General features: G+C 56.0%; 18 protein-coding genes. 17 read left to right on the top strand and 1 reads right to left on the bottom strand.

Annotated elements, in window-relative coordinates; all coding sequences use genetic code 11:
- Positions 1-133 precede the first annotated feature (133 nt).
- From K1558_RS09930 to K1558_RS09895, 8 genes are all read left to right on the top strand, one after another.
- A complete protein-coding gene (locus tag K1558_RS09930; RefSeq protein ID WP_238651397.1) occupies positions 134-1,276 on the top strand; it encodes a glycosyl hydrolase family 8 in 1,143 nt (380 codons plus the stop codon).
- 19 nt (positions 1,277-1,295) lie between these two features.
- Complete coding sequence (wsfD, locus tag K1558_RS09925; RefSeq protein ID WP_238651396.1) at positions 1,296-2,849, top strand: glycan biosynthesis hexose transferase WsfD; 1,554 nt, start codon at positions 1,296-1,298, stop codon at positions 2,847-2,849.
- A complete protein-coding gene (locus K1558_RS09920) occupies positions 2,846-4,402 on the top strand; it encodes a hypothetical protein (RefSeq protein ID WP_238651395.1) in 1,557 nt (518 codons plus the stop codon). Before wsfD ends, K1558_RS09920 begins: the two co-directional genes overlap by 4 nt.
- Positions 4,403-4,433: 31 nt before the next feature.
- On the top strand, positions 4,434-5,684 hold the full coding sequence (locus K1558_RS09915) for a glycosyltransferase family 2 protein (protein ID WP_238651394.1): 1,251 nt from the start codon (positions 4,434-4,436) through the stop codon (positions 5,682-5,684).
- Between the two features lie 41 nt (positions 5,685-5,725).
- Positions 5,726-7,813, top strand: coding sequence for a cellulose biosynthesis cyclic di-GMP-binding regulatory protein BcsB (locus K1558_RS09910; protein ID WP_238651393.1), 2,088 nt, complete (start codon positions 5,726-5,728; stop codon positions 7,811-7,813).
- Positions 7,810-8,664: a diguanylate cyclase domain-containing protein gene (locus tag K1558_RS09905; protein ID WP_238651391.1), complete on the top strand. Its 855-nt coding sequence runs from the start codon at positions 7,810-7,812 to the stop codon at positions 8,662-8,664. The genes K1558_RS09910 and K1558_RS09905 overlap by 4 nt, the downstream gene beginning before the upstream one ends.
- Before the next feature lie 197 nt (positions 8,665-8,861).
- Positions 8,862-9,110, top strand: a complete 249-nt coding sequence (locus K1558_RS09900) for a type B 50S ribosomal protein L31 (RefSeq protein ID WP_238651390.1) — start codon at positions 8,862-8,864, stop codon at positions 9,108-9,110.
- A gap of 150 nt (positions 9,111-9,260) precedes the next feature.
- Complete coding sequence (locus K1558_RS09895; protein WP_238651389.1) at positions 9,261-10,838, top strand: sensor domain-containing diguanylate cyclase; 1,578 nt, start codon at positions 9,261-9,263, stop codon at positions 10,836-10,838.
- On the opposite strand, the gene K1558_RS09890 is transcribed toward K1558_RS09895, so the two are convergent.
- The gene (locus K1558_RS09890; RefSeq protein WP_238651388.1) at positions 10,825-12,042 is read right to left on the bottom strand and encodes a polysaccharide deacetylase family protein; all 1,218 of its coding nucleotides are present in this window, start codon (positions 12,040-12,042) and stop codon (positions 10,825-10,827) included. The genes K1558_RS09895 and K1558_RS09890 overlap by 14 nt on opposite strands.
- A gap of 213 nt (positions 12,043-12,255) precedes the next feature.
- Between K1558_RS09890 and K1558_RS09885 the strand changes: the two genes are divergently transcribed.
- The 9 genes from K1558_RS09885 (at position 12,256) to K1558_RS09845 (ending at position 22,751) form a co-directional block, all read left to right on the top strand.
- Positions 12,256-14,826: a DUF2339 domain-containing protein gene (locus K1558_RS09885; protein WP_238651387.1), complete on the top strand. Its 2,571-nt coding sequence runs from the start codon at positions 12,256-12,258 to the stop codon at positions 14,824-14,826.
- Positions 14,792-16,132, top strand: a complete 1,341-nt coding sequence (locus tag K1558_RS09880) for a DUF3999 family protein (RefSeq protein ID WP_238651386.1) — start codon at positions 14,792-14,794, stop codon at positions 16,130-16,132. Before K1558_RS09885 ends, K1558_RS09880 begins: the two co-directional genes overlap by 35 nt.
- Positions 16,133-16,148: 16 nt before the next feature.
- The gene (locus tag K1558_RS09875) at positions 16,149-17,255 is read left to right on the top strand and encodes an MBL fold metallo-hydrolase (protein WP_238651385.1); all 1,107 of its coding nucleotides are present in this window, start codon (positions 16,149-16,151) and stop codon (positions 17,253-17,255) included.
- A 69-nt stretch (positions 17,256-17,324) separates the two neighbouring features.
- Positions 17,325-17,609, top strand: coding sequence for a hypothetical protein (locus K1558_RS09870; RefSeq protein ID WP_238651384.1), 285 nt, complete (start codon positions 17,325-17,327; stop codon positions 17,607-17,609).
- Positions 17,610-17,881: 272 nt separating this feature from the next.
- Positions 17,882-18,082 (top strand): cold-shock protein, encoded by a 201-nt coding sequence (locus K1558_RS09865; RefSeq protein WP_238651382.1) that lies wholly within the window; start codon positions 17,882-17,884, stop codon positions 18,080-18,082.
- 73 nt (positions 18,083-18,155) lie between these two features.
- A complete protein-coding gene (locus K1558_RS09860; protein ID WP_238651381.1) occupies positions 18,156-18,386 on the top strand; it encodes a cold-shock protein in 231 nt (76 codons plus the stop codon).
- 359 nt (positions 18,387-18,745) lie between these two features.
- Positions 18,746-20,542, top strand: coding sequence for a cache domain-containing sensor histidine kinase (locus tag K1558_RS09855; RefSeq protein WP_238651380.1), 1,797 nt, complete (start codon positions 18,746-18,748; stop codon positions 20,540-20,542).
- Positions 20,505-21,305 carry a response regulator transcription factor gene (locus K1558_RS09850; RefSeq protein ID WP_238651379.1) on the top strand — a complete coding sequence of 267 codons (801 nt, stop codon included), beginning with the start codon at positions 20,505-20,507 and terminating at the stop codon, positions 21,303-21,305. The genes K1558_RS09855 and K1558_RS09850 overlap by 38 nt, the downstream gene beginning before the upstream one ends.
- Positions 21,306-21,416: 111 nt before the next feature.
- Positions 21,417-22,751, top strand: a complete 1,335-nt coding sequence (locus tag K1558_RS09845; RefSeq protein WP_238651378.1) for an extracellular solute-binding protein — start codon at positions 21,417-21,419, stop codon at positions 22,749-22,751.
- Positions 22,752-22,791: the final 40 nt, after the last annotated feature.

Raw genomic sequence — 22,791 nt, 5'->3', positions numbered from 1 at the left:
ATGACACAGGAGCAGCTTTTTTTGTTGTGTAAAAGACACATATTGTTCGCAGAAACAGTAAAGAATGTGACAATAATTACCGTTATATTAATATGCGTTATTACGAAGTAGTCTGGTAAGGATGTGACACCACTTGGGATATAGATTCAGCACAATGGCTGCGCTCGGCATGACGGTGCTCCTGCTCACCTCCTGCGGGGGGAACGCAGTCCCTCCGGCTGGAACACCAGCAGCCTCCGCGGCAGCAAGCACCCGGCCGGAAGAGGTGCAGCGTGAACCCGGACCGGAGCAGCAGCAATTACTGCATTTCATAGATACGCAGCTTATGGGCTCCCACGGGGTATACACGAATCTGCAGGAGACTGGTGAGTCGGCAGAAATGGCTACAGGCCATGAGGTGCTGAGCGAGTCTGCCTCCCTGATGATGGAGGCGGCGGTGCGGATGGGCGATCAGGAGCGGTTCGGCCGGCAATGGGCACTGGCCCGCAGGACCTTCGATATGGAGGGCGGCTTCAGCTACCGCTTCAGCCCCAAGCTGGAGAAGCGCTATCCCGTGAATGCGGCGGTCGATGACCTGCGGATGATCGGTGCACTGTATGAAGCCGGGCAGCAATTCGGCCAGCCGGAATATACTGAAGAAGCTGAGAAATATGGTATTCGTTTCTATAAAAACAACGCGAAGAATGGTTACATTTATGACATCTATGACAATTTCTTCAAAGTGGTCAACGGATTCGTAACTTTGTGTTATATTGATCTGGGTGTGATGCAGAATTTGTCGATATCTAGCGAATCAAGAGAGAGTTTGCTCCATAATATGACTGGTATTCTGGAGGAGGGATATCTGTCCGATTCGTTCCCGTTCTATGAGACCCGGTTTGATTACAGCACGAAGCAATACCGCTCGGAAGGTATCAATACGGTAGAGTCTCTGCTCTCGATTCTTCATTTGGCAGAGCTTGGTCTCCAGAAGCCGGCAAGCATCCGCTATATTACAGAGCATGTTGAAGCAGGAACGCTGTATGGAAAGTACACACGTGACGGCGAGCCGATGAATGATGTGCGGTCTACGGCGATCTATGCGCTTACGGCCATGATTGGCGCGGAACTGGACGACAGCTCACTCTATCAGTCCAGCATCGCAAGAATGAATGAATTCAGAGTTACTGATGCGGCAAGTCCGCTGTACGGGGGATTCGGCGATCCTGCGGGGAAGCAGGCATACTCTTTTGATAATCTGATGGCACTGCTGGCGTATTCCTATAAGGCCCAATAATATAACGGGGTGAATCAGCTTGATAAACAACTTAGAGACCACATCCTTGTCCACCCGGCCAAGCATTACACTTGCCGGCATCCGGATTACTCCGGCGTTTGCCGCCGCTTTCGGTGTGCTTATCGTGACCGTGATTGCACTGTTTACGTCTCCTTATGTAGGGATGGCGGATAACGGTGACTTTTACCGGATAATATATAGTAACGGCTTATACTTCAATCTCCCTGACTATGACAGCCAGTACTTCGGTTACTTCGTGAAGCAGTTCGGAATCTTCCAGTACTTCAACGAGAACAGCACCATGGTGGTATCGTCCCAGTCCCTGTTCATTAAGCTGGCGATATGGATCAATAAGCTGCTGTTCAGCAAGGAAGTGTTCGATATCCGGTTCCAGGCGGCCATCTATACGGTGCTGTATGCTGCGGCTGTCTACCTGCTGGTTGAAGCGATCACGCTGAAGATGTCCGCTAAGCGGGGGATGGCGGTTGCGGCCCTTGCTGTCTTCATTTTCGGGGATACGGCGTATACAGCCTATTTCAGCTCTTTCTTCGGAGAGAGTCTGGTGATGGTGACCATGATGATGGTGTTCGCTTCCTGGCTGCTGCTCTACCGCAAGCGTTACAACGATTATGCCATGCTTGCGGTCCTGCTGATCAGCACGCTGATTCTTACGACCTCCAAGCAGCAGAATGCTCCGGTGGGGATGGTCATCGCCCTGCTCTCCCTTCCGCTGTTCTGGATCCGCCGGGACAAGCTGTTCCGCACGGTTACCCTGGTGTCGGCTGCGCTGATGATGTTCGCCGGTATTGCGACCTATCTTAATATCTCCAAAGAATTCGTGAATATTAACCAATATCATGCGATGACACGCGGGGTGCTGATGGAGTCGGAGAATCCGGAGAAGGCGCTGCAGTCCTTCGGCATTAACGAGCAGTTCGCGATTCTCAAATCCAATACCTATTATGACCAATACGGGACGGTGGATGTGAAGTCGGATCTGCTGGAGAACGAATTCTATAGCCGCTACGGCTTCGTCTCCATAATGAAATATTATATGACCCACCCGGACCAGCTTGGTTCAATTCTCGACACGGCTGCCGAAAGTGCTTATACCATCAAGCCGGCAGCTATGGGGAACTATGAGAAGTCTGTGGGCAAGGAGTTCCGGGCGCATAGCCATTTCTTCAGCCTGTACAGCTCGCTGAAGGAGCAGCTTGCTCCCCGCCCCTTCGCCTTCATTCTGCTCTGGATGGCGGTCATTATCGGCGTCTACATGCCGTCCTTCGTCAGCGCGTTCCGCGCGAAGGACTACCGGGGGATGCAGCGGCTGCTTGTGATTCTGGCTACCATGCTCGCCGGTCTGTCGGGGATTGTGGTCTCCATTATCGGAGCCGGGGATGCCGATATTGCCAAGCATGAATTCCTGTTCACGCTGGCCTTCGACCTGATTAGCTTCCAGGCGGCAGCCAGTGTGATCGGCCGCGGACTCTCTGCGAAGAAGACGCTGCCGGCCGCTCCGCCTGCATTGCCGGCGGGCGATTATTCCAGCCTGAACAAAGGAGTGGGCGCTTGAAACGAACAAGCGTAATCATGGTGCTGCTGATCTTCCTGGCCGGTGTGCTGCTGCCGCCGGCCAGGCCGGTATCGGCCGCTTCTGCGGCGGAGATACCGCATATCCTGCTGTTGTTCGACAGCCTGGCCCAAGGGGCAGGCGGACAAGGCAATATAGCGGAGCTGCAGCGGCTGCTGGCCGCTTACAGTGCGCGCGTTACAGTGAAGCATCTGTCTGATTATGAGCCGGGCAGCCTCAAGAGCTATTCCGGCGTGGTTACTATTGTCAACCAGAAGGAGCCGGAGATCACGAATGCAGCTTATGTTAAGGATGCCGCTGCTTACCGGGGTGCTATCCTGCATGTCGGGTACAGGCCGCCTGTACGCGTGCAGCAGGCGCTTGGGCTGAAGACCGGGGTGTGGACTGGCGCCAGTGCCACCCTGTCTATCGGCCGGTTCACCGGGGTTACGCTTCCGGTGGAAGGGATGCCTTACATTGCAGCCTCAGCCGGGGGGCGAACCTATGGGGAATGGTCCTCGGCAGACCGCAGCGTACAGGCCCCCTTTGCGGCAAGCCGCGGCACTGCCGCCTATCTGCCTTATCTGAAGCAAGGGGATTTCACCGCCATCGCTGCGGGTTATGTACTGAAGGATTGGCTCAAATCTGCCGCCGAGCCTCAGCTGTATCTTGTCATCAAAGAGATCTATCCGTTCTCGGATCTCAACCTGCTGGAGCAGATGGCTGAGCGGCTGTATAACAGCGGCATCCCCTTCATTGCCAGCGTCCGGCCGGTGTTCGGCAATACGGATTTCCCTGCGATGAAGCGGTACCTGGAGGCGTTGCGGACCGTGCAATCCCGCAACGGCAGCATTGTGGTGAATGTGCCGGCCGTTAGGCCGCCGATCAATACCAGCGACCGTTCCCTGCACGGGAAAATGAATCTGTTCATCAATGTTCTGGTGGAGGGCGGCGTCGCGCCGCTGGGTGTTGCGGCGGAGGATTACTGGACCTATGACAAGGAGTATTCCACCGCCGGCATGGGGTTCTTCAGCTCGGCGGTTCTCTATCCCGATGAGGAAGCCCGGTATATGGAGCAGACCGATACCTCGGCGGTATTCGCCTCTGCGCTGTACAGCCTGCCGCCGCAATTATTGCAGGGCATCGGCAGAGCAGGCAAGGCGATGCCGCAGCTGCCGCTGAATGCGGCGGTGACCCTGGACCTGCCGCGCGATGAGCGGGGGCTTACGGACATGCTGCAGCAGCTGGGTGCGGAATGGTACACCTTCGCCGACTATAAGCAGGAGGCGCACAGTGTTAAGACCGATCTCCACCATGTGGAAGCCTCGGATGGGGTAATCCGGGTGGACGGCAGTCTGCTCGGGATCGATTACCAGCCGCAGACTGTGGCTGGAGATTACCAGTACCAGGAGAAGCAGGAGACCAGCTTCAATACGCTGTTCAGTGTGCAGAACCAGTTCTTCATCGTTGTTATTCTGGCGTCGCTGCTCTTCTTCGGCGGCCTGCTCGCGGTGGGGTACAGGCTGTACCGCAGGAAATATTTGAATAGGCCATAGCGGAAAATTTATACGACATTAGGAGAATACTATGACGATCTCAGACGTGCTGATGGTCATTGCGGTCATCTGCATCTGGTCCCTGCTGCTGGTGAATGTGACACTGATTATAGCGGGGTATCTATATTATATTGCAACTGAGAATGAACCGCCGCCGGAAATTTCTGGGGAGCATCCGATGGTCACGATTATGGTTCCGGCCCACAATGAGGGTATTGTGATCGGCCAGACCGTCGAGTCCCTGCTGGCGCTGGATTACCCGCACGACCGGTATGAGATTATCGTCATTAATGATAATTCATCAGATCACAGCGCGGAGTTGCTGGCGGCGATCCAGCGGAGGAACCCGGAGCGTAATCTGATTATTATTAACACCGATGCCGTCACCGGCGGCAAAGGCAAATCCAATGCGCTGAACATCGGCTTCGCCCGCAGCAGGGGCGAGCTGATCGCGATCTATGATGCGGACAATACACCGGAGCGCACCGCACTGAAATACCTGGTCGCCGAGATCATCCATGATGAAGGGCTGGGAGCGGTCATCGGCAAGTTCAGAACCCGTAACCGCGATGCCAGCCTACTGACCCGGTTCATCAATATTGAGACCCTGAGCTTCCAGTGGATGGCCCAGGCGGGACGCTGGAAGCTCTTCAAGCTCTGTACGATTCCGGGAACCAACTTCATTATGCGCCGCTCAATTGTCGAGAGCATCGGCGGCTGGGATGTGAAGGCGATCGCCGAAGACACGGAGATCAGCTTCCGCATCTATATGATGGGCTACCGGATCAAATTCCAGCCCAAGTCGGTCACCTGGGAGCAGGAGCCGCAGACCGTCAAGGTGTGGTTCAAGCAGCGGACCCGCTGGGCGAAGGGCAATATCTATGTCATTGTGAAGAACCTTCCGCTGCTCTTCGACCGGAAGGCGGCGAAGATCCGCTTCGATATTCTCTATTATGTCTCTATCTACTTCCTGCTGCTGATCTCGCTGCTTACCTCTGATACGCTGCTGGTCCTTCATGCGATGGGATATGTCCATACCACCATTGCCGGGCTCAGCAGCTTCCTGTGGCTCCTTGCCATTGTGCTGTTCGTGGTCGGGATCTTCGTGACCCTGACAACGGAGAAGGGGGAGATGAGCCTGTCGAACCTGTGGATTATATTACTGATGTATGTGTCGTACTGCCAGCTCTGGATGGTGGTTGCAGCCTACGGACTGTACAACTATCTCAAGGATGTTATTTTCAAGCGGGAAGCCAAATGGTATAAGACCGAGCGGTACTGAGCACCGGAGGTCGAGAAATAAGACAACAGGAGATACCGAATATGACCATCAAACGGATCTTTACAATACTGCTGTGCCTTTCTCTCTTTCTCATCCCGCTTCCGGCACCGGCAGCGGCAGCTCTTCCGGGCGAAGCCGGGCAGAGTTATGAAACTTCATTTACAGGCAGTGAAATCTCCCTGCGGGGCTCAAGCTCCCAGCAGCAATATTTCACGGTCATGAAGTACTGGGATGTGGAGCAGGTAACCATTAACCTGCATTATCAGTCCTCCCAGCTGAATGAGGATACCCGCTCCAGCGTGACCCTGTCGCTGAACGGCATCCCGTTCTATTCCTTCCGGCCGTCCCGTGATAATAACGGGGAGCAGAGCCTGAGCCTCACCGCCCCCAAGAGCTTCCTCAGGGAGGGCAGCAACACACTGAGCATCCAGGGCAGCCTGAGAACATCCTCGGGCGGGTACCAGCTGTGTAATCTGGATGATATGCAGGACAGCTGGCTGCATCTGTTCAACACCTCCAATATTGCAGTGCGGTATACAGCCAAGCCGATTACCGGAGGAATTGAGGATTTCAGCGCCAGATTCTCGGGCATGGATACGGTGAGACAGGGGAAGAGCCTGTTGGCCGTGCCGCAGAATGCCAGCGGAGCGGAGCTGGAGAGCGCTACCTATGCCCTCGCCGGATTTGCCAAAGGCAACACGCTGAATGACCGGACCATCCCGCTGCTGCCATACCGTGAGGATACCGCAGCCGATATGGAGGCCGTCGTGCTGGTGGCCCTGTATGACCACCTCCCGGACAGGCTGAAGAAGCTGGTAAGCACAGAGAATGATCTGGGCAAGCATGCAGTCATCGAGCTGGTCAATAAGGAGTCCAGGCCTACGCTGGTCGTAACCTCCAAGGATGAGAGCCTGCTGATTAAGGCCGGGCGTCTGCTGGCAAGCAGAACGCTGGTAAGCCAGCTCAGCCGGGACCGGAAGGTGGTGAATGATGCCACCGATGTCGTGGAGGCTGCGCCCCCGATCAGCACGAACATCACCTTCACCGAGTCCGGCGACAAGCTGAGCGGGCCGAATCATCAGGAGCAGACCTATTTCGTGTCGCTGCCGTCCAACCGCTCCATTGCAGATGACGGGCGGATCAGCCTGGACCTCCGTTATGCAGGTAATCTGGACTTCAACCGTTCCCTGGTGACGGTCAGCATCAACAACACGCCGATCGGCAGCAAGAAGCTGACGAAGGAGCTGGCGAACGGGGATGTGCTGAATCTGAATGTGCCGCAGAGCCTGAACATCTCCGGCAACTTCACCGTGACGGTGGCCTTCGACTTAGAGCTGGCGAGCGTGCTCTGCACACCGAACCGGGAGCAGATGCCATGGGCCTACATCAGCAAGGAATCGGCGATGCGTCTGAACACGAAGGACCGGACCGATCTGCTGCTGGGCAATTACCCTTATCCGTTCGTGCGCGACGGTATCTTCAACCGGGTGGCGGTGGTGCTGCCGCAGGAACGGGATGATTACACCTACCGGAGCCTGGGCAACCTTCTGAACATGCTGGGGCAGTTTGCCGGAGGCAATACCGGTGATGTCCATTACTATAATGACAATGCAGCCGCAGACAATCTGAAGGACAACAACATTATTGCTATCGGCACCTATAAGAATAACAAGGTTATCCGCGACAACAATGACAAGCTCTTCTTCAAGTTCAGCAAAGACGGCATGACCCTGCTGTCCAATGAGAAGTTAGCCATTGAGACGCAGTATGGCGCCGGGATCGGCACCCTGCAGCTGCTGGAATCACCTTATGAGGGCGGGCGCGGCCTGCTGGCGGTGACGGCTGTAAGCTCTGAGAGCAACTTCCTCGTCTCCAAGCTGCTCGGCAGCCAGAAGGACCGGTGGAAGGTCTATGGTGACGGGGTGGTGGCGGACAAGGACGGCACCGTCCAATCGTACCGCTTCAAGACCATCTCCGGTGCAGCCTCGAATTCGCTGGTCTCAAGGGCGCTGGAGCGCACGGATGTGCTGGGCTTCGTAACGGCGGCGGTTATGATTGTCGCGCTGGTGATCGTGTCCCTCCTGCTGCTCTACCGCAAACATAAGAAGAAGCGGGGTGATCAAGCGTGAGACGTAACCGCAGCAGTCTGGCGTCGGATCTCGGCTTCCTGGCGTTTCTGGTCCTGATCTTCGCCTGCATCGTCTATATCGCGGGCTCTCCGGACCGCTACGTTCAGAATATTATCATTCTTAATGTATCGTTCATCCTGGCCCTGGTCACTTATTTCACCACGGTCACCGCAGGGCTCACCCTGAATCTGGCGTTCATCTTCGGCTACGGCTTCTTCGTGGTCTACCAGACAGTATCCCAGGGCGCGTCTATCGGGGTCGATACGTACTTCTGGCTGATTATGACCCCGTTGCTTACGGTAGTGCTGTGGGTGTTCACTTCCCATACCCGCGAGCTGCAGGCGGAGAATGAGCGGCTACTGAAGCGGACGGCCAATCTGGCCGCTGTGGATGAGAATACGGATCTGCGCAACAGCATTTCTTTTCAAAAGGATGCCAGCCTGTTCACCGGAATCTCCACCCGTTACCATATCCCGCTGACCCTGCTGGTCGTGAAGGTGAAGTACTGGAGCGAAATCCGCCGCTTGATTCCGGAGGAGCAGCTCTCCGAGGCCATCTATGATGTGTCCCAGCTCAGCCAGTCCAGTATCCGCACCAACGATGCGCTGTATCTGCTGGACAAGGAGGACGCCACCTGGGGGCTGCTGCTGTTCACGGACCGTGAGGGCGCCAAGATTGTGATTGAGCGGATCAAGCAGCGGCTGCAGGAATTGAATGATACGGAATTCTCCGGTAAATACAAGGTCAATCTGGGCCTGAAGATCGGCGCGGTGGAGTATAAGGCGGACAAGATTGAGAACCCCCTCGACTTCATTGTCCAGGCCAAGAAGCAGCTGGAATACGACGTGTAATAGATGTGTAAGGCAGAAGCTGTTCCAGGGATTTAGGCCTTGACTCAGGACAGGGTTTCACGTATGATAGTATGGCGTGTAAAAATCGGAAGATTTACGTATCTCCCTTCGTCTAAGCGGAATTGACCCAATAGACTAAGAGATGGCTTCAATAACTGCTTTCAAGCTGTATCCGCACCGAAAGGAGGTTATTCCAAATGAAACAAGGCATTCACCCTAAGTTCCAACAGGTTATTTTCTTCGATGCCAGCGTAGGCTACAAGTTCCTTAGCTCCTCCACCAAGTCTTCTGCTGAAACGATGGAATGGGAAGACGGCAACACTTACCCGGTGATCCGTGTAGACTCCAGCTCTGCATCCCACCCGTTCTACACAGGCAAACAAAGAGATACCGAAACTGGCGGTCGTGTTGACAAGTTCAAACAACGGCTTGCCCAGAAGAAATAATGGTACTCCTGCGATAGAGGATATTCCCACCCATGCAAATGGTCACGGAATATCCTCTTTGCGTTTTGTATTTTTTGGCAGAGTCATTCATTTGTGCGAAAGAGTAGGATATAATAAGGCCAAGTGATCTGAAAATAGGAGAAATTTGACATGCCGTGGATGCAGGGTTATCCGTTCTATCTCATAATGGGCAGCGTTCTCAGTCTCTATATGGGCATTGGCTCCTACAAGCACCGCCACACTCCCGGAAGAGGGAGCTTATGGATATTGATGCTGCTGGTCAGTCTGGTCTTTGCTGCCACGGCAGGAGAGATTCTGTCCGGCTCCTTTGAGGCGAAGCTCTGGTGGAAGAATATGCAGCAGGGCCCGCTTTTTCTGAGCACCATCTTCACATATGCTGTCATTAAAGAGTATGTATCGCGCTCCTCAGAAGGCCTGCAAGGGAGGCTGCTTCTGTTCTGTCTGCCGGTTGTGGCCGATGTGCTTCTCATCTACACGGACTCGTATCACCATCTGATGCGCAGCGGGGTCGGATTGGCTACCGTAGCAGGAATCACCGGGATTGCTGTGGAGCCTACGGTCTTAAGTATGATCTTCATCGCGTATGACCAGCTGTTCGGGCTGTATGCGGTTTATCTGCTGGCCATCTCTCTCCTCAACGCGCCCAAATACCATTTCCGCCATCATCTGCTGCTGCTGCTCAGTCTGCTGGTTCCGGTTGCCTCCATCTTCCTGCTGCCGTTGCTGCGGATTACCCTTACTGGCTTCACGGCATTCACCTATCTGCCTCCCATCATCGCCGCCTACCTTACCTTGTTCCGTGATCCCAGACTCTCCTTATATCCGCTGGCCAAGAATAAAATCTTTGAGAATATGAAAGACGGCATTGTCCTGACCGACCATTACGATGACATTATCGATATCAATACAGCGGCGGGAGAGATGCTTGCCGAGCTGGCGGAGGAGCAGCCGGAGACCTGGATGGGCGCAAGCATCCGGCCGCTGCTACGCCAGTACGGGCAGCTCTCGGCCCATTACATGGGCCGAAGGGAGGGCCAGTTCGAAATTGAGCCTCCCGGCAGGAGCGGCTTGTGCTACGGCGTCGCGCTGATTGCTATGGAACGGGTGAGGACGAAAAATTCGGGGATGCTGATTGTGTTCACCGACCTTAGTGAGAAGAAGAGGTATGAGCAGGAGCTGCTATATCAGGCAACCGTGGATGATCTGACCGGGCTCTATAACCGCAGGCACTTCATGCGGCTGGTGCAGAATTATTCCCTCCAGTTTGGGGATGGCCTGGCCCTGCTGTTGTTCGACATCGATGACTTCAAAAGCATTAACGATACATACGGGCATATAGCCGGGGATCAGGCGCTGATGGACCTGTCCGGGCGGATTATGCAGATCTACCATAACAAAGGGATTGCCGGCCGGGTAGGCGGCGAAGAATTCGCCGTCTGCTTCTTCGCTGCCGGCGAGGCGGCGGCTCTGGAAGAGGCTGAGAGCTTCCGCGCCGCCATGAGCGGGCATACCGTCAAGCTGGACGGCGGCTATTCCATCCGGCTTACGGTCAGCATCGGCATTGCTTTTACGGAGCGGAAGGATGTGACTTTCGAGGACCTGTACCGCGAGGCGGACGAGGCTCTCTACCGGTCCAAGGCGGCCGGGAAGAACCGGGTTACCCTGGGCCGCCAGCCTACGGCCCGCGAGGCGGTTAAGATGATCTGACCGCTGCGCCGGGGCGGCTTGGTATTATCTCCAGTGTATGATGGCTGCTGTTGTAGCGGATCTCAACGCCCAGCGCTTTGCCGAGCGCATCCGCCGGAATCATGATCCGGCCCTTGCCCAGCTGCGGCTTGGTTCCGGCCAGAGGAACCTTGAGCGAGTTCACGGTCAGCTCCGGCTGCGGCTCCAGCTGCTTGAGCTGGCCGATGGCCAGCGCCGGAGAGAGCGTCCGGTTGCCCTCATTAATGCGCGGCGCGTTCAGCGTCATTCTTGAGCTTAAGCCCAGCCCGATATTGAATTTCAGCCGGATGCCGAGAGAGTCGCATGCCTCCAGCAGCCTGTCATTATAGGAGCCGTAAGGGAAAGCGATGGCGGAGTCCGTGTTCCCCAGCTCTTCCTTAAGCCTGCGTTCGGCCAGAGCCAGATCCGCTGTCACTCTCCGGTAATATTCCTCGTTCACCTCATGGCGGTTCTCATCCGGGATGTACAGCAAGGCGCTTGCCGCCGGACGCTTGCCGCCCTCAGCATCAACAATGCCATAATAATGAAGATTGTACGTATGATTATAGAAGCCCATGCCCGCGTGCTTCATCTCCCGCATCTGCGCCCAGGTCAGCTTAGGCACCTGATGCGGGCTGGGGTGGTCCACGTCCGAGACAATCACGAAGTTGACGGCGGTATAGCCATACTTCTGCAGAATGGGATAAGCAAGCTTATAGAAGCTCTCGTACCCGTCATCGAACGTCAGCAGCACCGCATTATCGGGAACCGGAGCGTTCTCCAGCATGAACTGCCGGTATTGCTGCATCGTAATGACATGGAATCCGTTCTGCCTCAGCAGCTGCATCTGTTCATCGAACTGCGCGGCGGTCAGGACGCCGGGATACAGCGATAAGGGCTGCTCGGCAAGATGATGGTACATCAGGACCGCTACCTGGTCCCTGTAGTAGATTCCTGTAGGAAGCGGAGCGGGAGGCTCCATGGCGATCCGGGCACGAAAGGCCTGCTCCGCGATCTCCCGGGACAGCAGCAGGTGATGATCCGGTGTCACAGTATAGGCGTCGGTAGTGATCTTGGAGCCGTCTATGGCGGTAATTGCAAGCTTCGGCTTCATCAGCTTCAGCGTGAGGGGAACAGGCAGGCAGAACAGCAGCATTAGAATAATGAGTATATAACGGCTCTGGGGTCTCTGTAGGTTCAGCTTCATGGTCTATGTCTCCCTGCATCCTTGATCTTATATGCTAATCATAAACCTAAGACGCATCAGATTTCAAAAAGGTTACCAGGACCCGTGAACCGGCTTAGACGCAGCGGGAAGGTGTGATTTTTACAGGGGGTGTGGTGGGTAATTAGGGATATATTGAGAAAAAGAAAAGAAGATTAGCCAAAATTCGCTGATAGCAGACATTGGGGGACAGCTATGGAGGATTTCAGAGACCGGATGAGGGCGGTGCAGCAGCAGCAGGACACGCTGCTCAAGGAATACCAGGCGCTGATTGAAGAATATGAAGGCAGCGACCTGGTCCGCGAGAACGAGTCGCTAAGGAAGGAGAATGAGACGGCCAGGCAGGGGCTGGCCGAGCTGAAGCAGAAGGCTGCGCAGCTGGAGCGCGACAATTCGGAGCTGCGTACCGCGCTGGCGGAGCAGATTCTGGATGAGAAGCTGGGCATTCTGCGGGTATCGCGTCAGAAGCTGCAGACGTATTTCGGCTCACAGGATAATGCCTACCTGGACCGGCTGACCGCCTACGAGCAGGAGGCCAAACGGCGGATCGGGGAGATGTACCGGATCGGCGCCCGCGAGCTGGGCGAGGACAAGACACAGATTACTTACATCCTGGATGAGGTGCAGAACAAGCTGAACGAGAGTATCCTGCTGCGCCGGCAATGGCAGCGGGAGGCGGAGCGCACCCTTAAGCAGCAGATGGGCAGCGGGCTGGACCGCTTCGAGGCCGAGGGGGTCAGTGAGGAGACACTGCTGCGCCGCCGCAAGCAGAACCGGATCGAAATGAAGATCGGCTTGAACTGGATTAACCGCTTGGGCATTCTGCTGCTGATTCTGGCGGTAGGAGCCGGGTTCAGGTACACGTATTCCACCTGGTTCAATGATTACATGAAGGGCAGTGCGTTCTTCCTGCTGGGAGCAGTCATGCTGGGCGGCGGGGAGTGGCTGTTCCGCAAGGGCAGAGGGCCCTTCGCGCTCGGGTTGATCGGGGGCGGGATATCGGTGCTGTATGGCTCGATCTTCTACAGTTATTTTCTGCTGGAGATTATCGGGTTATGGCCCGGGCTCGGCCTGTCAGTCCTGGTGACCCTGTCTGCTGTCCTGCTGTCGCTGCGTTATGAGTCGCGCACCATCTGTTCCATGGGCTTGATCGGCGGTTACCTGCCGCTCTTCTCATACATCGGGGCGTTCGGGCTGGAGGGCAGTGCCGTGTATGTGGCAATGGGTTACCTGTTCCTGCTGAATCTGCTGATTCTGCTGGTCTCGCTGCGCAAGCGCTGGGTGGTGGTCCATTACATCAGCTTCCTGTTCAATACGCCATCCATATCCGTGCTGATCTATCTGTCAGACAGCCATGCGGCGGGAATGCTCTGTGCGGTGCTGACCTTCGCCATGTATCTGGGCATTACCCTCTGGTACCCGCTCAGATTCAAGCTGAAGCTGAACTGGCTGGACTTCGGCCTGCTGGCCTGCAATACGCTGGTCAGCTGTGTCACGCTGTATATGCTTCTTCTGGATGCAGGTCTGGACATGTATAAGGGTGCGCTCGCTTTGGCCTTCTGCCTGATGTATCTGGGTCTGGGGATGCTAATGGAGAAGCGGATGCCGGAGGAACGGGAGAGCCGTCTGCTCTTCTATATCACCTCGCTGACCTTCGCCATCCTGATGGTTCCGTTCCAGCTTGGAGCCGACTGGTGGTCAATCGGCTGGCTCACGGAAGGCGTAGCCCTTACCGTCTATGGCCATCTGAACCGTTTCAAGGGCGTGGAGCGCTCCGGCTGGGGCGTGCTGTCGCTCTGTCTGCTGGCCTTCTTCGGCTTCGATGTGCTGCTGCAGCTCTCTGTGTATAATGGAGCAATCTACTACAGCCCTTCTTATTTCGACCTGAAGTATACCTTTATTACAGCAGGAATGGTGACCGTGGCCCTGCTGTATGCTATCCGCCACGCCGACAAGGAGATTCTGCTGCTCAGTACTCCGGCGGAGGTGCAGGCGGCGGTCTGGTTCAAATATGCCGCGATTGTGAACTTCTATGCGTATGCGGTGTATGAGGCGCTTCGTCTGTTCGACTGGGTAGTGCCCGGAGGTATGGCGCACTATACCTTCTATAAGCTGCTGGTGGCTGCACTGCTTGCGTCGGGACTGGCTTATGCGCTGCCGAAGATCAAGGTGCTGTATGATAACGTGGTTGGCATCATGGTAATGCTGCTCTATGGTATTACTTACGCCATCTGTATCGGGATTACGCTCCGGATGCCGAGCCTGCCGGAGGGAGTATCCGGCAGCTCATTCGCGGATATTCTGGCGCTCGTTGTCCTGATTCTGTTCAATCTGTTCGTGTGGATCAGCGCCGGACGGCTGCTGCGGACCCGGCTGCTTGGCGAATACAAGGATATGGAGCTGTATCCGATGGCCATGGGGGTCTACCTGCTGGTGATGATTACAGCGTTCCTCAGCGTGCAGCTGCAGGTGCGTGACGGCGGCCTGGCCTTCAGTCTGATGTATCTGCTGCTGGCCGTGCTGTTCATCGTATACGGCTTCTGGAAGCGGTATCTGTATATCCGCCGTTTCGGGCTCGGGCTGTCCCTGCTGGCCACCGGCAAGCTGCTGCTCTATGATCTGACCCTGCTGAACACCGGCAGCAAGATCATCGCTTATTTCAGCTTCGGGCTCTGTCTGCTGGGGATCTCCTATCTCTATCAGCGGATATCGGCCAGAATGGAGGAAGCTTATGCGCAGGCAGAGACAGACCGGGAAGAGAGCTAGGGCAGCGGTACTGCTCGCAGTGATGGTAGGCGGGTTGCTGCCCGGGCTGCCCGCTCCTCCGGGGCATTATGCCTCAGCAGCCTCTGGTATAGCGGCATCGGGTACAGCGGACAAGGCGGACAGCGGGGAATGGAAGTTCTCGCGTGCGGTCACGGCTGCTGAGCCAGCTGAATATTACGCGCTGTATCTGGATGAAGCGGTCTACCGTTCCGCCGCGGACGATCTGCGAGATCTGCGGGTGAAGGACAATACAGGTGCTGACGTTCCGTATTATCTGGAGCGCGGGGTGGAAGCGGTGGAGGAGCGCAGCACGTCCTACTCCTCGCAGCTGGTCCACCAGGCGGTGCAGGGACAGGACACTCTGCTGGATTATCAGATAAAGCCGCTGGCAGAGCATATGGATATTCAGGGAAATAAGCTTGTGTTAGAGCTTCCGGCCGAATCCTTCCTGAAGCATGTCGAGGTGTGGGGCGGTTACGACGGAGTGGCCTGGGAGCGGGTAGCCCAAGGGGAGCTGTACGGCACTGATGGTCTGCGTGCAGACAGCATCGTGCTGGAGCACAGCTACAAGTTCAGTTACTACCGGCTGGTGGTGAAGAATAACGCGGAGGGGCTGAAGTTCCCTGGCCTGACGTTGCTGGACAGCGGCAGCGAGGAGAGAATCATGCCGTTCCTGCGGCACAAGACGGCGGAGGCGGAGATCACCCAGAACGGGAACCGCACCGAGATTGTCATCACCAACAGGGACCGGCTGAAGATTGCCAAGGTGATGCTCGGCAGCAGCGGGACCTTCCTCCGGCGGGCCGAGCTGTTCGACGCAGCCGGGAGCAAACTGCCGGTTGCGGGAAGCGGGGAGCTGTACCGGCTTGATTTCAAGAATACCCGGATTGCCCGGACGGAGATTCAGCCGTTAACCCCTTCCTCCGCAGCGGAGCTGCGGATGGTCATCTACAATCTCGATGATGCGCCGATTCCGGTTAACAGCCTCAGCATCGAGTATCTGGTGGACCGGCTGGTATTCGCAGGAGGGGCGCAGGCAGATAAGGCGCCGTACTCACTGATCTACGGCAACAGACAGGCGGCCGCCCCGCAGTATGATATTATTAACTTCAAAGAACGGATCGACGGTGAGCAGCCGGCGGCGGCCGCGCTTGGTGAACAGACAGCTATTCCCGCCCGGGCGGCGGAAGATCCCCGGGGGGCGGGGGGCTGGTTCAGGGGACCGCTTCTCTTCAATCTGATGATGCTTGCCGTCTCGCTGCTGCTTGTTCTTATTGTGGCCCGCCGGCTGGGCCGGACGAAATAGAAAGAAGGATTACTCCATGATCTTAATCATCATTGCAATTGTACTTGCAGCACTGGTTGCGGCAGCCTGTCTCGTCATGACACTCTACCCGGCATTCGGGCGCAGAGCCGGGAGACCGGAGCGGGAGCGGTACAGCCGTTCGCCCAATTACCGCGAGGGCAAATTTGCTTATCCCCAGGCGACCTCCTTAAGCAGCGGAGGCGTTGGCGGCAGCCTGTCTATCCTGAAGGATTTCCTGCGAGGCAATCCGCATTCCAGGCCAGCGGCTCCCCTGCAGCCACTTCCGCTGCGGCCTGAAGTGATCGGGCAGGGCCGGGAGACCCGGGCCACCTGGTTCGGGCATTCTGCGGTGTTGCTGGAAATGGATGGCGCTGTGCTGTTCCTGGACCCGATGCTTGGCCGCGCCCCGTCACCGTTTCCGTTCGCCGGCGGCGGCCGCTACAGCAAGCAGCTTCCGCTGGAGGCTTCCGGGCTGCCGCCGATCGATGCCGTGCTGCTCTCGCACGACCATTACGATCACTTGGATTATGGAACGATCCGCAAGATTAAAGACCGGGTAGGCCTGTTCATCGTACCGCTGGGTGCGGGTGCCCATCTGCGCCGCTGGGGGGTAAGCGGGGAGAAGATCCGCGAGCAGGACTGGGGCGACGAATTGACCTTTGCCGGGATTACCTTTACCTGTGCCCCGGCGCGGCACTTCTCCGGCCGGAGCCTGCTGGACCGTAACACTACGCTGTGGTGCTCCTGGATCATCAAGGGCGGGAAGACCCGGGTCTTCTTCAGCGGGGACAGCGGCTACGGGCCGCATTTTGCCGAGATTGGACGCAAGTATGGCCCCTTCGCCTTGACTCTGATGGAATGCGGGCAATATGATCCGCGTTGGGCCGACATACATATGCTGCCGGAGCAGACGGTGCAAGCGCATATCGATGTGCAGGGAGGGCTCTTGATCCCGATTCATTGGGGAGCCTTCACTCTGGCCATGCATGACTGGACTGATCCTGTGGAACGGATCTCGGCAGCAGCGGCGGCAAGAGGGGTAAGGCTGGCTACACCGAGAATAGGGGAGACGGTAGCCGCGGATGCTGCGGAGGTTCCAACTGCCCCCTGGTGGAGAGAATGATACTGCACGTCCCCGCAGCACTTGTGATACAATCATGGTGCATAAACGCCAAGGAGCTGACTGACAAAGATGAGCAAGAGCAATGAAGTGAATGAGCAGGAATTGGTCGAGGTGCTGTCCGCAGAGACGAAGGCGGCTCCGGCGGCCATCCGGCTGGTGCTGAAGCATGAGCAGACTTTCATTAATAAAGCCAAGGCCAACGCCAAAGGCGAGGTGGATATCGATCATGATGATCTGGTCGATTATATTACCGCACAGCGCGACGTGAAGCTGGACGAGCTGACCGTGGAGACCATTCTGGATGCCGAAATGGATTATCTGATGGACAAGGGCCTGGCCGGGTACATTGACTGAAGAGCTGCGGCGGGCGGACGTGCAGACTGAGCAGCGAGTGTGCGTCCGCTCTGTTTTACTCAAAAATTTAAATAAGTTGCACTTCGTCCGTTGCAATTGGCTGAACGGTGTGCTACAATAAGGTTAATCGTAAATTTAACCCATGCATTCACATATTGTAAAAGGTTATCATTTGTGCGATGAATCCTTTTCCAATGTGTGAATTTTTATTTGCTCGTTTCGTACGCAGTAATAAAAGGACATGTGTTAAATTAAATTTTGGAGGTAATATCATGCAAACAGGTACAGTTAAATGGTTCAACGCAGACAAAGGTTTCGGCTTCATCGAGGTTGAAGGCGGAAGCGACGTATTCGTACACTTCTCCGCAATCACTGGCGAAGGCTTCAAGACACTGGATGAAGGCCAACAGGTTGAATTCAATGTAGTTGAAGGCGCACGCGGACCACAGGCTGAAAACGTTGTAAAGCTGTAATAACACCAATAAGCTGCCCTTGACACCAGTTGAGGGCGGTTTTTTTATTGTTCAGAAAATGGGAGGGGTACATATGTATTTTCGTAAAAAACCGGTGATGAATCTCCCGCAGGAGGAGACGGCGGTCTGGTCCTGCACCAAGGAGGACTGCACAGGATGGGTGCGCGATGACTTCGCCTTCCAGCAGGTGCCTACGTGCTGGCAATGCGGCTCGCCGATGACCCGAAGCATGAAGATGCTGCCCAAGCTGGTGAACAAGAACAAAGATATGAAGGCGAAGAAGCAGGGTGTTGCAATCCGGTAATCTGCCGCTTCCAATCATACATAACAAGTGTGCGGCCGGGGGTCCTTTCTCTGAAGGGGCTGTTTGTGCGCTGCCGGTAGAGGGAGGTCCGGCGGGCAAGCCTGCCCGGGCCTTATCCTATGCCGGGTTGACAAGAACAGGCGATTAGGGGATAGTTGGGGACAAGGGCTAAGAATACAGAAATGGAAAAAGATAACTGAATATAATCTCGTCTGCGAGAGCCCTTGGACCGCTGTTTGATCGGAATAGCTGCCCTGAGGGCTCTTTGGCATCCGGCCCCGGCAAGGATTTCTCTTGACAAACCTCTTGAGTTTTGGAGAATAGAGGTGGAAATGCTGCCAGGGAAAGAAGGAATTCCGATGTTTCAGAGATTCAGGGAGCTCAATACACTGCGCAATCAGATATTCATCGGTTTTTTGCTTGTTATGCTGATTATTATTCTGGTATCCGGGGTGTTTGTGTACGACCGGGTATCCGTTCTGCTCAAAGATAACGCTGAGCGGCATATCCAGCAGACGGCGGTTCAGGCCAACGGCCGGCTGGATGCGCTGATCGGCCAGATTGACAGCCTGATGGAGCAGGTGGCCAACCATCCTACAGTTCAGCAGCTTCTGCTGGAGGAGCTAAACGGTAATGAGGTGTCTTTCAATCAGCGCCAGTCGCTGTTGCAGATTGTCTCCAGCTACCAGGCGTACATGCCGAGCGTAGGCTCGCTTGAGCTGTACACCGCCGATTACCGGCTGCTGTTCCCGATTAAGGACGGCAGCCTGACGGCACGGATCAGTGAGCCGAGCATCAGCGAGGCGGACGACCAGAAGGGGCGGCTGGTCTGGATCGGCGTGGACCCTGACGATGACCAGAGTCTGCTGGCGATCCGCCAGGTCAGTCTGATGGACCGCTGGTTCTCGCGCGGCGGCTATCTGATGGCCCGTATCCAGCGCAGCTATTTCCAGCTTGATGATCCGCTCTCCGGCAGTGACGGCGGGGAGTCGGTGATGCTCGTGAACGATGAGGGCCAGCTGCTGGGCAGCAGCGAGGCGCCGAAGGCTGATCTGCTGCCGCTTCTTAAGAGCGGCGATCAGACGGTGACCTATCTGGATAAGGAATATGTCCAGGTGAAGCTGCGCTCGGACAAGACTCAGTGGACGCTGCTGGTGCTGACTCCGGTCAGCTATGTCACCAAGGGCTTGTCCGTGCTGCGGACGGTGCTGCTGGTGTCGGGCGGGATAGGCACGCTGTTGTTCCTGGTCATGTCCTTCCTGCTGTCCACGATGATTACCAGGCCGATTATCCATCTGATCCGGGCGATGCGCAAGTCCCGCCTGGGGGTGCTGACCCCCAATTCAGAGAAGGTATCTACACTGGAGCTGCGGGAGCTGAATTATACCTACAACGGCATGGTGGCTAACATCAATGATCTGATCCGGGTTGTCTACGAGAAGGAGATCCTGCAGAGCCGTACCGAGCTTAAGGCCCTGCAGGCCCAGATCAATCCCCACTTCCTGTTCAACACCCTGGAGGCCTTCAACTGGTCGCTGGAGGAGAAGGGGGAGGAGGAGCTGGCGGGTCTTGTGGTCATCATGTCCAGGCTGTTCCGCTATATTATGGGCACTCCTGACAATAAGGATGAATGGGTCACGCTTAGCGAGGAGATCGAGCAGATCAGGCGGTATCTGCGGATCATGGAGATGCGGATGGGAGAACGCCTGACCTGGGATATCCGGCTTGACCCGCATGAGGCTGCGGTGCCGGTGCCCAAGCTGCTGATTCAGCCGATTGTGGAGAATGCGATTAACCATGGCGTAGAGAGCCAGGTCGGCAGCGGGAGTATCGAAGTGGAGATTCGCCCGTCCTCCCGTGAGGGCTGGACCCTGGTCAAGGTGTCAGATAACGGGCCGGGCATGGATGAGGATACGCTTGCGGCGCTGCGTCATGCGCTGGAAGGCGGGCCCTCCATCTCTTCTAAGGGCAGCGGCGTGGGATTGGTGAATGTCCAGCGGCGGCTGAAGCTCTACTACATGGAGGAAGGGCTGAAATCAGAGGGCCTGATCATTGAGAGCAGGCTGGCCGGGGGGACGGTAATTATGTTTGAAATTCCGAGCAATGGAGGATATTCCTATGAGTCTGGGCAACAGGACCATACTGATCGTAGATGATGAACCGAGAACCCGGCAGGGCATCCGGCAGACGCTGGAGGTATGGGCGGCCGGGCGGTATATTGTGGAGACTTGTGACAACGGGGTGGAGGCGCGCGAACGGCTGCGGCAGGAGCGGGTGCATCTGCTCATTACGGATGTGCGGATGCCTGAGGTGAGCGGGCTGGATCTGATCTCCTCCCTTCAGGACGCTCCCTGGAAGCCGGTAATCATTGTCATCTCCGGCTATGCCGAATTCGATTATGTACAGCAGGCCATGAGGCTGGGAGCTGTTAACTATCTGCTGAAGCCGCTGGACAAGTCCGAGCTGCTGTCTGTGGTGGAGGACGCACTGAAGCGGGAGGAGGAGCGGCAGCGCCATGTGAAGCTGGAGAAGCTGGTCGATCACAAGCTGCTGGAGATTGACACCGACAAGGCGGGGATGGGACAACCGGTCAAGGAAGCGATCGCTTACGTGGAGCAGCACCTGCATGAGCAGCTGACGATGGCCGAGGTAGCGGGCCTTATTCATCTGAATGCCAGTTACTTCAGCGTATTGTTCAAGGAGCAGGTAGGCGTGTCGTTCACGGAGTATCTGGCGCGTCTGCGGATTCAGCGGGCCAAGGAGTTGCTGCTGCAGACCCCGCTGACCATCGGGGAGATCGCGGAGCGTGTGGGCTACCGGACGGATAAATATTTCATCAAAGTATTCAAGTCGCTTGAGGCGGTAAGTCCGAGCCGCTACCGGCAGCAGATGAAGGGCGGATCACAGGAAATCCAATAAAAGTGGAGTTTTACCCAATAAGTGTAGTCTTATCTGCCTCCGGGTACGATGCTAGAATTTGATTGATAGCGATTTCAAAGGGCCTTGTAACGTGAAATGGGAGGCTAAGCAATGCGAAGGAATCACATAGCGGGGCGGCTGTTCCCGGTCTTTGCCCTAATGCTTGCCCTGGTGCTTGTCCTGTCAGGCTGCAGCTTCACAAGAGACAACAGCGGAGCGGCATTCACTGATGCATCGGCCAGAAAGATTACCATTCATATGATGCACCTGTGGCCCGCCGGTCTCTCTGCCCAGCAGTACAAGCTGGTTAGCCAGATTATCAGCGAATATGAGAAAGACCACCCCAATATCAACATTAAGCAGGATGTGCTGGAGAACGAGCAGTATAAAAATAAACTGAAGGTGCTCTCTGCCTCCAATGATCTCCCTGATGTGGGCATCACGTGGGCGGCGGGCTTCATTGAGCCTTATGCCAGAGGGGGACTATTCGCTCCGCTGGATGATATCCTTCATGGTGAGCGGCTTAAGGGCAAATTCGTGAACGGGGCTACGGAGGAATATGTAGTCGATGATAAGACCTATGCGCTGCCGATTGAGATGAATATTTCGCCGATCTTCTATAACAAGGCGATCTTTGCCAAATATAACCTTGAGGTTCCCTCCACCTATGAAGAATTCAAAGCTGTTGTGAGAGCGCTCTCCAGCCATGGTGTCGCTCCGGTGGCGCTGGGGAACAAGGACCGCTGGACCGGTTCGCTCTGGTATATGTATCTCGCCGACCGCATTGCCGGCAGCGAGACGCTGAAGCGGGCAACGAAGGGGACCAGCTATTTCGATGACCCAGGCCTGGTCCGGGCGGCAGCCGAGGTACAGACGCTGGTGGATATGAATACCTTCAACCGCGGCTTCAACGGGCTGTCTTATGATGAAGGCAAATCGGAATTTATGGATGAGCAAGCCGCCATGTATCTGACCGGAACCTGGGAGCTTCCGAACTTCACCACGAACCCGGATATCCCGCAGGGATTCAAGGACAAGGTCGGGTTCTTCAAGTTCCCCATCATTGAAGGCGGAAAGGGAAATATCCGCAGCTGGATGGGCGGTCCGGGGGTTGGGCTGTTCGTGGCAGAGTCCTCCAAGGTGAAGGAGGAGGCCAAGGCTTTTGTGGAATATTTCGTCGACAAATGGGGGGAAGCGTCGGTAACCAGTGCCGGGGTCATTCCGGCGACACGGGTGGATACCACGGATGAGGCGCTGCCGCAGCTCTATGTCGATCTGCTGAATGAATTGTATCATGCCAGCAGTATTACGCTGTTTGCCGATATCCAGATGAAGCCGAGCGCCGCCCAGGTTCATCTGGACATGATTCAGGCGCTGTTCGGCAAAGCGGTTACGCCGGAGCAGTTCGCCGAGAGGCACAAGGAAGCGTTCGCGAAGGGAAGCTGAACCGGCAACATATAAGGGAGGCCATCAGCAGGATTGTACG

Origin of the sequence: Paenibacillus piscarius (assembly GCF_022234545.1) — a bacterium.
Lineage (GTDB): Bacteria > Bacillota > Bacilli > Paenibacillales > Paenibacillaceae > Paenibacillus_AQ > Paenibacillus_AQ piscarius.
The sequence above is the reverse complement of the archived record's forward strand: the minus strand, read 5'-3'. Positions and strand labels throughout refer to the sequence as shown.